Origin of the sequence: Desulfonema magnum (assembly GCF_017377395.1) — a bacterium.
GTDB classification, from domain to species: Bacteria; Desulfobacterota; Desulfobacteria; order Desulfobacterales; family 4be13; genus Desulfonema_C; species Desulfonema_C magnum.
Genome location: NZ_CP061800.1, coordinates 473,878 through 489,351, shown reverse-complemented (window position 1 = coordinate 489,351; position 15,474 = coordinate 473,878). Strand labels below are relative to the sequence as shown.

Genomic DNA, 15,474 nt, shown 5'->3' with positions numbered 1-15,474 from the left:
ATTCCTATTAACTCCGTTTATCTCTTGTCGTTTCCGACAGATATCTTCACCTTGCCTGCGGCAATCTCACGCAGGGCAACAACAATATCTTCATTTTTTGGCGAATTCACCAGATATTCGGATCCTTCGCGTATCTGTCTTACACGCTTTGCAACTGCGTGAACCAGTATAAATCGGTTCTCAACTCGTTTCAGGCAATCTTCTACGGTAATACGTGCCATGGGAAAACCTCCAATCTCTGAATTTTCCGGGATTTTTTCTGATCCGGAGTGCTGAATTCTTATTTCAGCACTTCGGATAAAAATACTGAAAAATTTTTGTTCAGGTACTTATCAGTTGTCCGTTTTTAGTTATCAGTCAGGAGACTGTTCACGGAACTGGCAATTGGCTGATCATAGTATTTCAACCAATTCATAACATCGTTTTCCTCCCGGAGCTTGCAGAATAACCTCCTGCCCCGGTTGTTTTCCTATAATTGCTTTTCCAAGAGGCGAAGAAACAGAAATACGTCCTTCCTCTATATTGGATTCATCTGGTCCCACCAGCTGGTATTCAACATCCTCACCAGTGTCAACATTTTCAAGTACAACACTACAGCCAAACACTGCCCGATCTTTGGGAAGTTTATCCGGGTCAATAATATCAGCATTCCCCAGTTTATATCCCAATTCGTTGATACGTGCTTCAATAAAGCCCTGTCGGTCTTTGGCTGCTTCAAACTCTGCGTTTTCGGAAAGGTCGCCGTGAGCACGGGCCTCTTCAATTGCTTTGATATTCTCGGGACGTTCAACAGATTTCAGATGCACAAGCTCCTTTTTCAGTACTTCGTATCCCTCTTTTGTAATTGGTACTCGCTCCAATTCTCTGCTCCTTTGCCAGTGAACAGTTGACAGGCAGTAACTTAGCAACTGTCCGCTATAACTGTTAGCTGACAACTGCTCACTGATAACAATCTGTAAATATTCTTTAGCCAGAATTTCCGCAACTTGAACTGCGTCAGCTGCGGATCATTTTCTGATATTGTCAGCCACAATCCACATATGGATTACCGTTCTGATTTTTCATTCCGGATACGGTCTGCAGGCTTTAAAAAAAAGTTGTCCGGAGTGCCAAACTTGCAGTTTGGCAATATTTCCGATGCCCGGAAACCGGACACTTCTGCCAAACTGCAAGTTTGGCACTCCGGAGCGACAGATATTTTCTTAAAATCTATATGTGGGTCAAGTGGCAAATTTCGCGGTCGGGGCTTTACCCCAGGCTGTAATAAATCGCCTCTTCAGGGTTTTTTATGATTGTGATTTTCCAACCACCTGATGATAAAGGACTCAGGGGCAGGCACAATCTCCTGAGATTATTGAATCACAAAGTGAACAAGGTTTCTCAGGTATGATATGAATTTTCAGTTGTTTTCGATCTACAGATATTTCTTTATGACTGTTTTTTTTTGCCGTCAAATATGCAGATGGTTTCGACCTCTTTGTTATCAGGCAGAATCAGAGGAAATCCCAGCGAAGAGATCATCGCTTCCGGGAACTGCGGATTCCTGCTTTCACAGCAATGACAGAAAAAAGATTATCGAGAGTTCACCTGCATTTTAAGCGACAGCGGAAAATGTCAGTCACAACAATTTGTTATGTGATTGATATTTATTTCAAGATTTATTTTAGATAGTTCATTTTTAGCTTCCTCTCTTAATTTGAAACCTTTTTTAATACTCAGACCGATTTCATCAATATCTTGCTGCGAAGGCAAATAAATTAATATATTAGAAAAATCATTATCTGACAATGCGGGAATTGCTGCCCCCGTTCTGTGTATAAGTACCTGTTTTAAAAACAAATCACACTGAAAATAATATAAGAGATAAAAATGATTGATTTTAAAATTTCTTAACACTCTGAAACCGTTTGTACAAATTGCCCCGTCAAATTCATGGGTGACATATGCTGTGGCATGTTTGCGGGACCCTATGGAATTCCCTGCAACAGCCGTAATAATGTCGCCGGTTTTCAACTCATAACTTGCTCTGCTTGGCAATTCAGCGGTCAGCAACGTCGCGGAGTTGATTATTTCAAATGATTTTGTATAAACATCTGAAAGCTCGATATATTCAACAGTAATATTTTGTTTTAACAAAGGTGATTTTGTTTTTACAATATCTGCGATGTCTCCGAGTCTGACCGCGTTTAATTTCTTTAAATTTGCAATCAGTCTTGTGTTTTCCGGAAAGTAGTAATTATAGTCAAATCTGCTGTTCATTTGACCGGAATCAATGGAAAAGGATTTTTCAGACGCAATAGAAAATGTTTGTAAAAACTGATTGTAATCCTTAACTGACGCTGTAAAATCCTCATCCGCCAGTTTTTGCCCATTTTTTATGATAACCTCTCCGTGCTTATCCTTTTTATAAACAGGCGTTCCATTTTTGTTTCCCGCATACCCCAGCTTCGTTATTTTGCTGAAAAACACCTGATTGTTATTGATGACGTTTCCATTTTTCTTTTGTAAAAATAATAATGAAGCCCTGACTCCCGTACCATAAGGGATAAATGTCTCATGAGGAAGCAAAACAACTCCGACGATATGAGCCTTATCTTTTATATACCTTCTTAAATATTCCAAAGAAGTGTTTTCAAAATGACCGTTAGGTAAGACGATCCCTGCTCTTCCCCCGGGTTTCAGCAGAGTTAAGCATCGTTCGATAAACAGTATTTCCGGAACCTGCCCTTTTAAAAGTTTGTCGGATTTGACATAGTCATCGCCATATTTATCCCACTTATAGCCCAAATCATATATTGACAGCAATTCTTTTTGCGATATTTTGCCCTGTGTTCCGAACGGGGGATTTGTAAGCACAATGTCGTAATAATTTTCCAGAGTTGTTATTTGGGCTTCTGAAAATTTAAGATCATTTATATTTGTCAGGGCATTATTGCATAAAATATTCGGATCAGCATTGGTTTCTGTTAAAAATTTTATTTTGGCAATTTGGGAAATTCTCTTGTTTATCTCAATGCCGAATATATTGTTCCTGACATAATTTTTCAGGTTTGTATTTTTGAAATTCCTTTTTATAAAATTCAGAGAGGAAAATAAAAACCCCCCTGTTCCGCATGCCGGATCAATGATTTTTTCATGCGGCTCAGGCCGAATGATTTCCACGCAAAAATCTATTACAGGATCAGGCGTGAAAAACTGACCCCTGCCGCCCTTTGCATGACGGCCTAAAAATTTTTGAAAAGCAAGTCCGTTGGCATCTTTGGCTGAATTTTTAAATTTTATTTTCTGTAACTTGCTGACAACAAATGAAAGGGACTGAACACTTAATTTCAAGCGGTCCTCACTGTCAAAAAAAGTCCCATATTTTTGTCTGGTCTTATGAAATAGTTTGTTTATCCTTTCAGAAAACGCATTTTTATTGTTATGTAATTCGTTTTCCGTCACATAAAAACTGTTTTCCTCTGCCTGCTCATCATCATATTTGATAAACAGGATTTTAACAATCTCTTCCAGCACCTGCTGTTCGGAAAGTCCCTCGTTCGCATATAGAAAATTATGTATCTCCTCAAAGCATTTTAGCGGACTATCTGAAGTGTTGCCAACTGAGGAGGATTGTTGTTTCATTTTTGTAGTCAGGCTCGCAGTTTTTATCACTTTCCTATTATTAAAAAAACTTCTATCGGCAAAAGCCGAATAGAAGTTTTTATGTAAAAATTGAAACTCGAAAACAGAAATTATATTTCGGAACAGTCCCTAATTTTTAATCAAAAATTTTTTTGAATATATTCTGCAACAATATCTCCCACTTCCTGCGTTGTGAATCCCATTTTACCTGCCGCAACATCCTTTATATCCTCACGCAGCACTTTTATCACGGCTTTCTCTATGAAGGAGGCGGCTTTGTCTTCCCCGAGGGTTTCAAGCATCAGCTGGGCCGAGGAAATCGCGGCAATGGGATTAATAATCCCTTTTCCAGTGTATTTGGGAGCTGATCCCCCGATAGGCTCGAACATGGAAACGCCCTCAGGATTAATATTTGCGCCCGCTGCAATCCCCATTCCGCCCTGAGTCATCGCGGCCAGATCAGTGATGATATCGCCGAACATATTGTCTGTGACAATCACGTCAAACCATTCAGGATTTTTTACCATCCACATGCATATCGCGTCCACATGGGCATAATCGGTCTCAATGTCGGGGTATTCTTTTGCCACCTCGTTAAACGTGCGCTCCCACAGATCAAACGCGAAGGTCAGCACATTTGTCTTTCCGCAAAGGGTCAGCTTTTTTGCCTTATTACGTTTTCGGCAGTATTCAAAAGCAAATCGGATACACCGTTCCACGCCTTTGCGCGTGTTGATGGATTCCTGGACAGCCACCTCATCAGGCGTGCCGCGTTTCAGAGACCCGCCGGCCCCTGCGTAAAGGCCCTCCGTGTTTTCACGCACCACGACAAAATCTATATCTTCCGGCCCTTTGTCCTTCAAAGGCGTGTAAACGCCTTCATACAATTTGACCGGTCTCAGATTGACATACTGGTCAAAATGAAATCTGAGGGATAAAAGAATCCCTTTTTCGAGAAGACCCGGTTTCACATCCGGATGACCAATGGCCCCGAGATATATCGCGTCTGATGCAGCTAAGGATTCAAGTGTCTTATCCGATAAAATTTCTCCGGTCGCATTATAATGATCTCCGCCCAGAGGGAAATATGAAAAATTCAAACCAAAACCGCATTTTTCAGCTACAGTTTCAAGGACCTTGATGCCTTCGGCGACAACTTCCGGTCCTGTACCATCACCCGGAATTACAGCAATATTATATTGTTTTGACATAATTAATAATTCTGGCAGTGTTCAGAATGTGCGATCTGCATTTTAAAAAAAAACAGGTTTTTTAAAAAAACCTGGTTTTTTCAATGAATCCGTAATCTGATTAACAATCACACAGCTACACATTTTCCAACTCATCTGTTTTCTCAGATTCGTTTTTTTGGGTTTTCATTTTATAACGCCATATGGCGGTGAAAGGACCGGAGGTGACATAGGCAAGCCCTATGAGAAACAACGCAAGCTCATGCTGTGCGGCAATAAAAATCAATACCAGGATAGTGGTCACCAGGACATTGAAATTCATTTTTTTAAAGAGTTCCGGCCGTTTGAAGCTTTCGTATTTTATGGTGCTGACCATCAAAAACGAAAGAACATAGAGCATCACAAGGATCACTATGGGATTTACGCTTTCTCCCATCCCGAACTGATGGCAGAACAAAATTGTGACGGCATTCATACCCGCGCCCGCAGGTATGGGAAGCCCTACAAAATGATCACTGCTCACGGAACCAAACTGAGTATTAAAACGGGCCAGACGCAAAGCCCCGCATACCATGAACAGAAACGCGGCCAGCCAGCCGATTCTTCCCATGGGTCTCAGCACCCACAGATACATCACCACGGCCGGGGCCAGACCAAAGGAAATCAGGTCCGCAAGGGAATCATATTCCACGCCGAATTTGCTTGTGCTGTGGGTGGCTCTGGCAATTTTGCCATCCAGCATGTCAAACACGCCTGCAATGATAATCGCTGTGGCAGCAGCCACAAAATTATTGTTTATGGAAGCGATAACCGCATAAAAACCGCAAAAAATGTTAAGCGACGTAAATATATTGGGTAAAATGTATATGCCTCGGCGTAATTTTTCTTTTTTAAATCTTTTCTTTTTCATGTCAGCCTCCCCAAAACTGAAGTTCCTGCGATTACCTTTTCCCCGAGAACCACATCAATTTTTGAATCTGCAGGAAGATAAACATCAAGCCGGGATCCAAAGCAAATCATGCCAAATCTTTGTCCCCGGACCACCCTGTCCCCCTCCTGAATCCGCCGGATAATACGCCTTGCAATCAGACCGGCAATCTGTACCACACATATTTCTTTCCCTTTTTCAGTTTCAATCAGCACCGCGTTGCGTTCGTTTTCTTTGGAGGCTTTGTCCAAATTGGCAGAAAAAAATTTTCCAGGATAATACACTGTCTCTTTTATGGTTCCCTCATGGGGAATACGATTTACATGAACATTAAATATTGTCATAAAGATGCTTATTTTTAAACACCTGATGTCAGTAAACGGGCTGCTGTCCGCCATGCCCGCGAAAACGACCTTGCCATCCGCGGGGGAGACCACAATGCCATCCCCTTTAGGCGTAAGCCGATCCGGATCTCTGAAAAAGCAACAGGTAAAAATTGTCATTCCAAGGGATACCAGCGTCAGGAAAGTAAAATCCAGAAGAGCAAAAACGATTGTTATAAACGCGGCAGCGAATATCAGCGGATACCCGGCCGCTGCTACAGGAAAGGCTGTTTTACCCGGGGAATCTGGCCATGAAAAATTGTTCATAATGATGGTTTTTTTTTAAGATAATTTAAAGAATATTCAGATGAAAAATATGCAGTCTGTAACTGTTAAAATGAATATATATCAAGGCTGAATGGTATTGTCAATGAAAACCATAATCCGTTAATTATTTAATTTAAAATCTCCCCCTCGTTCCCACGCTTCGCGTCTGGTCACGTGGGAACGAGCGTTATGAGAAATTTTTTAGGATTTGCTTTTTTTCCCAAAATTCAGTTCTGCATCAGATTTCCGTATATAATGCGGAACAAATGTGGCAAGATCGTCTGTATCATTGTTTCCAAATCGTTCCATGGCAAGACAGGCCACTGTTGAAGCGCGGAGTATGTTAAAGCAGGTGGGAGCAAAATGAGCATATTCCCCCATTTTATTTGTAATCACATTTTTGTAAAGATAAGCTCCGGCTCCGACAAACAGATACGGCTCACTGATATTGGAAACAGCCTGGTCAGGGGAGAGTACCTGATCTGTTGTTTCTTTTTTCAAAAGACCGTGTTCAAATCTGTAACAGGAAGTATAGACCTCTCCTTTGTGAGCATCCAAAAGCACACAAATGGGATAGGATGAAAAAGAAAACTGGGACGCAAGCGCATCAAGATTTGAAATCCCGGCAAAAGGCTTTCCCGAAGCCGAGGCAAGTCCCTTTACTGTGCTGATTCCGATGCGTAATCCTGTAAAGCTTCCGGGTCCCTTAGCCACCGCGAACCCGTCCACCTCAGAAACTGTAAGGCCGGACATCTTCATGACCGTCTGAATCATCTCCATCAGGTGTTTTGAATGGGTCTCCCGGGTGACGATTGTGGTTTCAGCGAACGGGGTTCCCCGGGATGTCTTTTTTTCTGAAGATAACATCTCAGGGAATCCGACAAGGGCAACACTGCAACTGTTTATGGCTGTGTCAACAGCGAGTATTTTCATAATCTTAACTGGGTGTCAGGACAGGTATCTGTCCGCCCTCCTGACGGTTATTAACCCCCTTTAAAAATTTTCCAGGGCCGCGGGCAGCACTTCATCCATATGTTTCACCGGAATGAACTTGATCTTCCGTTTGACGTTCATGGGAATTTCCGTGAGGTCTTTTTTATTTTTTTCAGGAACAATGACTGTACGAATTCCGCCTCTTAATGCGCCCAGTGCTTTTTCTTTCAGGCCGCCTATGGGAAGCACTCTTCCCCTGAGTGTGATCTCACCGGTCATGGCAACATATTTGTCAACGGGTTTGTCGGTCAGAACGGAAATCAGCGCCGTGGCCATGGCAATGCCCGCGGACGGTCCGTCCTTGGGAATGGCACCGGCCGGCACATGAATATGAATATCCACATTTTCAAAAATGGTTTCTTCAATGCCGAACACATCAAGGTTTGCTCTGGCGTAGCTCACTGCCGCGCGGGCAGATTCCTGCATCACCTCTCCAAGTTGTCCGGTGACGATCAGTTCTCCCTTGCCGCCGATGAGAGAGACTTCAATATATAGCACTTCGCCGCCCACCTGGGTCCAGGCAAGACCGGTGGACAACCCCACCTGACTGTCTTCCTGATCCATTTCCGGAAGATATTTGGGAACCCCCAGGTATTTTGGCAGATTGTTTTTCGTGATTGTAAATGTGCCTTTTTCCCCTTCCGCTATTTTGCGTGCCACCTTGCGGCACAGGGTTCCGATTTCCCGCTCGAGATTTCTCACACCGGATTCTGATGTGTATTCTGTGATAATCTGGAGCAATGATCCCGGACTGAGGGAAATGTTTTTGGCTTTCAGACCGTTTTCTTTTATCTGACGAGGGAGCAGATGCATTTCCGAAATAATCTTTTTTTCTTCTTCTGTATATCCGGAAAGCGTAATGACTTCCATCCGGTCCAGCAGGGCCGAAGGAATGGTGTCTGTCAAATTGGCTGTGAGAATAAACATGACCTTGGAAAGATCAAACGGCAGATTCAGGTAATGATCACTGAATTCGGAATTCTGTTCCGGGTCCAGGGCTTCCAGCAATGCCGAGGCAGGATCACCGCGAAAATCCGAGACCAGTTTGTCAATTTCATCCATCATAAAGACCGGATTATTTGTGCCACACTGTTTTAATCCCTGGAGGATGCGTCCCGGAAGCGATCCGATATAGGTCCGACGATGCCCTCTGATTTCTGCTTCGTCGCGGATCCCTCCGAGGGAGATGCGGACAAATTTGCGTCCCATGGCATTGGCGATGGCCCTGCCCAGGGACGTCTTTCCCACTCCCGGAGGGCCCACAAAACAGAGAATTGGGCCTTTCATTTTCGGATTCAGCTTGCGAACACTCAGATATTCCAGTATGCGATCTTTGACCTTGTCAAGCCCGTAATGATCCTTATCCAGAACTTTTTTTGAATTTTTGATATTCAGCATATCTTTGGTGGATTTGCTCCAGGGCATATCCACCAGCCAGTCCAGATAGGTCCGCACAATTGAAGATTCCGCAGCATCAGGATGCATCTGTTCCAGACGCTTCAGCTGCTTTTTGGCCTCTTTGTCTGCTTCTTTGGACATTTTGGCGTGTTTTATTTTTTTGGCGTATTCCTCTATTTCCTGAGCTTTTTCATCAATTTCCCCGAGTTCTTTGTGAATGGCTCTCATCTGCTCTCTCAGAAAATAGTCCCGCTGATTTTTTGAGATTTCATCCCTGACTTCGGACTGGATCTTTGCCTGCATTGTTGAAAGCTCCACTTCCCGTGAGAGCATATCATGGACTTCCCGGAGGCGTTCCACAGGATTAAGGATTTCAAGAATTCGCTGAGATTCTTCAATTTTTAATCTCAGATTTGAGGCCACAAGGTCAGCCAGTTTGCCAGGATCAGTAATGCTTTCCAGAATGGTGGTGACATCACCGGTCAGTTCGCCGCGTAATGCCAGTATTTTTTCGGAATGATCCCGGACATTTCTCATAAGGGCCTCTGTTTCCAGATTGGTCTCATCCGCGGCCTCTTCGGAAATTTCCTCAATTTTGACACGATACCAGGATTTCACTCGGATGTAGTTTACAACTTTTGCCTTGGCAACCCCTTGTACAAGGGCCTTGAGGCGGCCGTCAGGAAGTTTCAGCATACGCAATACTCTTCCCACCGTGCCGACGCTGAAGATTTCATCCGGCTTGGGATCCTCAGTTCCCGGATCCTTTTGCGTGGCCAGGAACAAATAGCCATCCTGAGCCACGGCTTTTTCCACAGCACGCACGGATTTGGCGCGTCCTACAAAAAGCGGAAGAAGCATATCTGTAAAAATCACAACATCCCGTACCGGCATGAGCGGCAGGACATCGGGAATCGTGCCATTGATATCATCTTCTTCGATAATGCTTATAAGATCATCTTTATCGGTTTCAGCCATTATTTCTCCTGTTTTTGGTTATGATCGTCGTTCCCCTGACAGCACCTGACAGGTTGCAGAAGCTGGGCTGTATTCACAAGAGGTTGAAGAATACGTGCAGCCTGATGTTCAATTTTTTATGCGCCTGATTCTGGCAGGCTTCTATGATTTTGTCTTGTCTTAAAATATCATTAAGGAGTGCTAAAATTTTATTTTAGCAACTGTCAAAGTATAACTTTGGCACTTCTGATTATCAAAGCGATTTCTAACGAGCTTGAACATTAAGTAAACATAATATAATAAAACATAATTTTTTTTTTGACAATATCAACCTTGATTTTTTTATCCAATGGCAGATATAATCCGATAATTAAGTTTTTGATATGCTGATTTCTGAAATATGCTTACCAAGTATTTTGTCGGACGGGGTTTGCAACCCATATGCATCAGGCTAAGAATGAGGGACGGCTGCCGGACGGGGTTTGCAACCCCGTCCGAAACGTTTGCGGGCGGCGATCCGGAAAATATTCCGGACGGGGTTGCAAACCCCGTCCGGCAAAATCAGAGTTAATAAAAACAGTAGGTTGTAATCTTAGCCTGATGCATATGGGTTTGCAACCCCGTCCGGCAAAGTCCGACAAATTATCAATATAAGCAGATCGAAAACATTTTGTAAAAGCCTGAAAGCGGTGTATTATAGGCCGTCTGAAAATATCATTTTTTTGCTGTTTTTTTGCCTGATGATGTTCCTCCCCCTCGGACAGGCTCGATACTGTTGACTTAAAAAGTTCCGGGCGGATCCGGAGTGCAAAAATTGTATTTTTGCAATTGCGAAAAAGCATTTTTCGCACTCCGGAAAGAACACCGGAAAACCTGTTCAGCCTTAGGTCAACAGTATTGTCGGAGGTGGCACAAAAAGCGAACTGATAAAAGTAAGTGATTCAGACGGACTAATTTACATACCCCGGGGTAACGCCCGGATCATTTGTTTTTACCAAAATATAAGGATAGACGGAATATGTATCAGGTCTGCATCATTATTTTTATCTTTGGCTTATGTATTGGCAGTTTTCTGAATGTTTGCATCTTCAGACTCCCGGAGTCAAAATCCATCGTCCGTCCGGGTTCCATGTGTCCGAAATGCGGTTATATGATAAAGTTTTATGATAATATTCCCGTACTAAGCTATTTATGGCTTAAAGGACGGTGCCGTCAGTGCGGAGTGCCCATATCATTTCGCTATCCGCTGACTGAGCTGATGAGCGGTCTTTTTGCGCTCTGTGTTTTTCTCAGATTCGGATTTACGCCCGAGGCCCTGGTTTATTATGTCTTTATTTCAACCCTTCTGGTCATCACCTATATTGACATTGATCACCAGATCATTCCGGATGTCATCAGTCTTCCGGGCATTCCTGTTTTTTTTGCGGCATCTTTTTTGATTCCGAATATGACCTGGACAGATTCACTTCTTGGCCTGCTGACCGGGGGCGGAACCCTTTATTTTGTGGCATGGGCATATAGCCTGATTACTCACAAAGAAGGCATGGGCGGCGGCGATATCAAGCTTTTGGCCATGATTGGCACCCTTATAGGATGGAAAGGAGTACTTTTTACAATTTTTGTTTCATCTCTTGTGGGAACGTTGACAGGAGTTCTCATCATGCTGATCAGCCGTAAGGATTTTAAACTCAAGGTTCCTTTTGGCCCGTTTCTGTCCATCGGCGCTATCGCGTATATTTTTTTTGGGCAGGAGATTATATATTGGTATTTTAATCTGTTGTCGCCTTATTAATCTTTTTAGGAATTTCCCAATAAACAAAATACCGAATGTAGGGTGGGTGAAGCGCAGCGGAACCCACCGAACAGACTGAGTATAAGCATTGAGAAAGGAATATTCATGATCCGTTCAGTCATTCATTTGTCACTTCATTTTATCATACCGGGCATTGTGGCAAGATCCGCATTTGCTGAACGATGGAAAAACGCCTGGTTTGTCATGGTTTTGACAATGGCAGTTGATTTTGACCATTTTCTTGCCGACCCGGTTTATAATCCCGGGCGTTGCAGTATCGGATTTCATCCGCTCCATTCGTATCTGGCAATATTTGTGTATATGATACTGACTGTGACACCCAAAACACGACTGGTAGGGCTGGGCTTGCTGATTCATATGGCTTTGGACGGAATTGACTGTATTTGGATGGCTTGGGAGACTTGAAACTTGAGACTTGAGACTTGAAACTTGAAACTTGAAACTTGGAACTTGGAACTTGAAACTTGAGACTTGGATGCCATGAAAAAACTGTACGATTTATATTATAAATACATTTTTGACCGTCCGATATTCGTCATCATATGCCTGCTGATTGTCATGTCAGTGATGGGGTACAAAGCAAAGGACTTCCAAATTGACGCGTCCGCGGAATCGCTTTTGCTGGAGAATGACGAAGATTTGCGTTACACGCGCAAGATTAACACAAGATATGATGTATATGATTTTCTGGTGATTTCCTATACACCAAAAGATAATGATCTCCTTTCAGATAACACACTGGAAAATCTGAGCCGTCTGCGGGAGGAACTGGAGAACCTGGAGGGCGTGTCGTCGGTGCTTTCCATTTTGGATGTTCCTTTGTTGGAGAGTCCTCCTGTATCTTATACTGAACTCTCCGAAGGGAAGGTTCGAAAACTGACATCTTCCGCAACAGACAGAACACTGGCCAGGACCGAACTGAGAGAAAGCTATTTCTATCGGAACCTGATCGTGAGCGAGGATATGACCACAACCGCTCTGATGGTAAACCTGCGTCCTGATGAGATATATGAGAATTTGTCCGTGAGACGCAATGAATATCTGGAAAAACAGGCTGAGGACAAATTGTCAGAAGCGGAAGCCGCTGAACTCAGAAATGTCGTCAGAGAAATTCGCCAGCATTTGAATGAGGTGAACAAGGTCAGGCATGAGAACATTACAGCCATCCGGGAGATTATGGACAAATACCGCCCCGGGGCAGAACTTTTTCTGGGCGGTATCAGTATGATTTCAGACGATATGATCTCTTTTATTAAAAGTGATCTTAAGACTTTCGGACTGGGCGTTTTTATTCTTCTGGTGGTCATGCTGGGCATCATTTTCAAACGGTTTCGCTGGATCATTTTGCCAATGCTCTGCTGTTTTTTTTCAGTGATTGCCATGATGGGGGTGCTGGGAATGTTCGGCTGGGAAGTCACCGTGATTTCGTCAAACTTCGTATCCTTGCAACTGATTATCACTTTGGCGATTGTTGTCCATTTAATCGTGCGTTACAGAGAGTTTCTTGAGAAAAATCCTGAAAGCGACCAGCGAACCCTGGTGCAAAATACCGTTCGCACCAAGATCATCCCCTGCCTGTACGCGGCCATGACCACCATTGCCGGGTTCAGTTCCCTGCTCCTCTGCGATATCCTGCCTGTGATCAATTTCGGATGGATGATGAGCGCGGGAATTCTTCTTTCACTCGTGCTGACATTCATTCTCTTTCCGGCCGGGGCCGTGCTGTTGAAAAAGGAGAATCCTCCGAATAAGTCTGAAAGGTTTCAGTTCTCCATGACCGGTTTTTTTGCGAGATTCACCGAATCCAACGGGACCCTGATACTGATCATTACCGGTGTCGTGTTTATTCTGAGTGTCATGGGGATTTCACGTTTGCAAGTTGAAAACAGTTTTATTGATTATTTTAAAGATACAACTGAAATCTATGGCGGTATGAGCGTCATTGATCAGAAACTGGGCGGAACCACCCCGCTGGATGTCATCGTTAAATTTGAGGATGCTGCCCCGGAGGATTCCGCTGAGGCGGACGAAGATGATGCGTTTATTGACGCATTTGATGACACTGAGGAAGACGAGAGCAAATACTGGTTTACTGATGACAGAATGGCGGTGACTGAGAGCGTTCATGACTATCTTGACAATCTCGAAGAAACTGGCAAGGTGCTGTCCCTGGGAACCTTGCTGAAGATCACCCGGAAACTGAATAAGGGCGAATCACTGGACAGCTATGATCTGTCCATTCTCTACACAAAATTGCCAGAAAGATACCGGAAGCTGATCTTATCCCCTTATGTGTCAGTTGAACATAACGAAGTTCGCTTTACCATTCGTATCAGAGATTCTTTGAAAACATTAAAACGGGACGCTTTATTGAAACAGATTCAGAATGATCTCGTTAATAAGCTGGAATTGAAAAAAGAACAGGTGCATCTCACAGGGACAATGGTCTTATACAACAATATGCTGCAAAGTCTTTTCCGCTCTCAGATTATGACCCTGGGCGTCGTTGCCCTGGTGCTGATGCTGATGTTCCTGATTCTTTTCCGCTCTCTGAAAGTGGCGATAATTGCCCTTTTCCCCAATCTTTTCTCCGCGGGCGTGGTCCTCGGGGTCATGGGCTGGCTGAACATTCCGCTGGATATGATGACCATCACCATAGCGGCCATCAGTATCGGTATTGCCGTTGATGACACGATTCACTACATTTACCGTTTCCGAGAAGAGATTAAAACGGAGAAGGATTACTACAGGACGCTTCATCGCTGTCACGGAAGCATCGGCCACGCGATGTATTACACTTCTGTCACTATTATTATCGGCTTTTCCATTCTGACGCTTTCCAATTTTTATCCTTCGATTTATTTCGGCCTGTTTACCGGACTGGCCATGCTCATCGCTCTGATTGCAGCTTTGACACTTCTGCCGCAGCTTCTTGTTTTGTTTAAGCCTTTCGGAGATGGTGCTGAACAGGGCTGAGGAATTTCAAAAATACCGGGCTAAGACGTAGGGTGGGTGGAGCGAAGCGGAACCCACCTTGTGCGGTGGGTTCCGCTTCGCTCCACCCACCCTACATTTCCATATTTCCGGGTATTTTATTTTTTGGGGAAATCCCTTAAGTGCTATACAGCAGCGATCTGAATCAGTAATGTATGGCCAGCCAAATTGTTTCCTCATCTGAATCAGTCCACGCCACTCTGTGCTTTTGGCGGGCAGGAATATTGATATAATTTCCCGGCTTCATGACAAGCACTTCGTCTTTTCCTTCAAAGACCAGTCCTGCCCTTCCTCTGAGTACAATCACCCATTCGTTATTTTCCTGATCATACCAATCATCAGCCGGGCTTGAATGGCCTTTTGAGATGATTCGTTCAATTTTACAATGCCCTGTTTTGATAATTTCCTCGAACACTTCATCTGGAATATGTTTGGGAATTTCTGAGAAAATATTCTTTGTATCCATAATAGTCAAAAGTCTCCCCGGGGTGTTACCCCATCTGGCAGCGTAAAAGCCGCCTTCGCTACAAAGATTTTGTATAAGAAGCGGATTCAATCCCTTTCTAATCCTTTTTCCTGATTATAACGGATTTAAGGGAGGGCCGACCAAGCCCATATGCATCAGGCTAAGATTACAACCTACTGTTTTTATTAACTCTGATTTTGCAGGACGGGGTTTGCAACCCCGTCCGGAATATTTTCCGGATCGCCGCCCGCAAACGTTTCGGACGGGGTTGCAAACCCCGTCCGGCAGCCGTCCCGCATTCTTAGCCTGATGCATATGCCGACCAAGCCCCGTAAGGGCGGCATATTTGTAGCGGCAGGTTTGCAGGCATCCCGACAAGCCCCGTAAGGGCGGCATATTTGTAGCATTGAAATAATATGATAATTCGAAAAAATGTCGTCTCCATAAACCCGTGCTGCCAA

Annotated in this window: 12 protein-coding genes; 3 read left to right on the top strand and 9 right to left on the bottom strand. The window is 43.8% G+C overall.

The annotated features are described in order from the left end of the window. Window positions 1–17: 17 nt before the first annotated feature. From rpoZ to lon, 8 genes are all read right to left on the bottom strand, one after another. Window positions 18–221, bottom strand: a complete 204-nt coding sequence (gene rpoZ / locus dnm_RS01920) for a DNA-directed RNA polymerase subunit omega (protein ID WP_207681036.1) — start codon at window positions 219–221, stop codon at window positions 18–20. Between the two features lie 171 nt (window positions 222–392). Continuing rightward, complete coding sequence (gene greA / locus dnm_RS01915) at window positions 393–860, bottom strand: transcription elongation factor GreA (protein WP_207681035.1); 468 nt, start codon at window positions 858–860, stop codon at window positions 393–395. A gap of 754 nt (window positions 861–1,614) precedes the next feature. Beyond that, complete coding sequence (locus dnm_RS01910) at window positions 1,615–3,624, bottom strand: N-6 DNA methylase (protein ID WP_207681034.1); 2,010 nt, start codon at window positions 3,622–3,624, stop codon at window positions 1,615–1,617. 140 nt (window positions 3,625–3,764) lie between these two features. Then, window positions 3,765–4,835, bottom strand: coding sequence for a 3-isopropylmalate dehydrogenase (locus tag dnm_RS01905; RefSeq protein WP_207681033.1), 1,071 nt, complete (start codon window positions 4,833–4,835; stop codon window positions 3,765–3,767). A 115-nt stretch (window positions 4,836–4,950) separates the two neighbouring features. Continuing rightward, window positions 4,951–5,724, bottom strand: a complete 774-nt coding sequence (pssA, locus tag dnm_RS01900; RefSeq protein ID WP_207681032.1) for a CDP-diacylglycerol--serine O-phosphatidyltransferase — start codon at window positions 5,722–5,724, stop codon at window positions 4,951–4,953. Continuing rightward, window positions 5,721–6,392, bottom strand: a complete 672-nt coding sequence (locus tag dnm_RS01895) for a phosphatidylserine decarboxylase family protein (protein WP_207681031.1) — start codon at window positions 6,390–6,392, stop codon at window positions 5,721–5,723. The genes pssA and dnm_RS01895 overlap by 4 nt, the downstream gene beginning before the upstream one ends. 201 nt (window positions 6,393–6,593) lie before the next feature. Further along, a complete protein-coding gene (tsaB, locus tag dnm_RS01890) occupies window positions 6,594–7,325 on the bottom strand; it encodes a tRNA (adenosine(37)-N6)-threonylcarbamoyltransferase complex dimerization subunit type 1 TsaB (RefSeq protein WP_207681029.1) in 732 nt (243 codons plus the stop codon). Between the two features lie 60 nt (window positions 7,326–7,385). Then, window positions 7,386–9,761, bottom strand: coding sequence for an endopeptidase La (gene lon, locus dnm_RS01885; protein WP_207681026.1), 2,376 nt, complete (start codon window positions 9,759–9,761; stop codon window positions 7,386–7,388). A 997-nt stretch (window positions 9,762–10,758) separates the two neighbouring features. Here lon and dnm_RS01880 point away from each other — a divergent pair. The 3 genes from dnm_RS01880 to dnm_RS01870 all read left to right on the top strand — a co-directional run bounded on the left by dnm_RS01880 (window position 10,759) and on the right by dnm_RS01870 (window position 14,529). Next, a complete protein-coding gene (locus dnm_RS01880) occupies window positions 10,759–11,532 on the top strand; it encodes a prepilin peptidase (protein ID WP_207681025.1) in 774 nt (257 codons plus the stop codon). Between the two features lie 105 nt (window positions 11,533–11,637). Then, on the top strand, window positions 11,638–11,958 hold the full coding sequence (locus dnm_RS01875) for a DUF6122 family protein (RefSeq protein ID WP_207681024.1): 321 nt from the start codon (window positions 11,638–11,640) through the stop codon (window positions 11,956–11,958). Between the two features lie 75 nt (window positions 11,959–12,033). Continuing rightward, entirely contained in the window at window positions 12,034–14,529 is a 2,496-nt protein-coding gene (locus dnm_RS01870) for an efflux RND transporter permease subunit (RefSeq protein WP_207681023.1), read from the top strand. A 163-nt stretch (window positions 14,530–14,692) separates the two neighbouring features. Here the strand turns inward: dnm_RS01870 and dnm_RS01865 are convergent, their stop codons facing one another. Further along, window positions 14,693–15,013, bottom strand: coding sequence for a cupin domain-containing protein (locus dnm_RS01865; protein ID WP_207681022.1), 321 nt, complete (start codon window positions 15,011–15,013; stop codon window positions 14,693–14,695). Window positions 15,014–15,474 lie beyond the last annotated feature (461 nt).

Bases quoted from the DNA above. Each gene is read 5' to 3' on its own strand.
- rpoZ (WP_207681036.1), bottom strand. From the start codon at position 221: ATGGCACGTATTACCGTAGAAGATTGCCTGAAACGAGTTGAGAACCGA.
- dnm_RS01910 (WP_207681034.1), bottom strand. From the start codon at position 3,624: ATGAAACAACAATCCTCCTCAGTTGGCAACACTTCAGATAGTCCGCTA.
- dnm_RS01905 (WP_207681033.1), bottom strand. From the start codon at position 4,835: ATGTCAAAACAATATAATATTGCTGTAATTCCGGGTGATGGTACAGGA.
- pssA (WP_207681032.1), bottom strand. From the start codon at position 5,724: ATGAAAAAGAAAAGATTTAAAAAAGAAAAATTACGCCGAGGCATATAC.
- dnm_RS01895 (WP_207681031.1), bottom strand. From the start codon at position 6,392: ATGAACAATTTTTCATGGCCAGATTCCCCGGGTAAAACAGCCTTTCCT.
- tsaB (WP_207681029.1), bottom strand. From the start codon at position 7,325: ATGAAAATACTCGCTGTTGACACAGCCATAAACAGTTGCAGTGTTGCC.
- lon (WP_207681026.1), bottom strand. From the start codon at position 9,761: ATGGCTGAAACCGATAAAGATGATCTTATAAGCATTATCGAAGAAGAT.
- dnm_RS01880 (WP_207681025.1), top strand. From the start codon at position 10,759: ATGTATCAGGTCTGCATCATTATTTTTATCTTTGGCTTATGTATTGGC.
- dnm_RS01875 (WP_207681024.1), top strand. From the start codon at position 11,638: ATGATCCGTTCAGTCATTCATTTGTCACTTCATTTTATCATACCGGGC.
- dnm_RS01870 (WP_207681023.1), top strand. From the start codon at position 12,034: ATGAAAAAACTGTACGATTTATATTATAAATACATTTTTGACCGTCCG.
- dnm_RS01865 (WP_207681022.1), bottom strand. From the start codon at position 15,013: ATGGATACAAAGAATATTTTCTCAGAAATTCCCAAACATATTCCAGAT.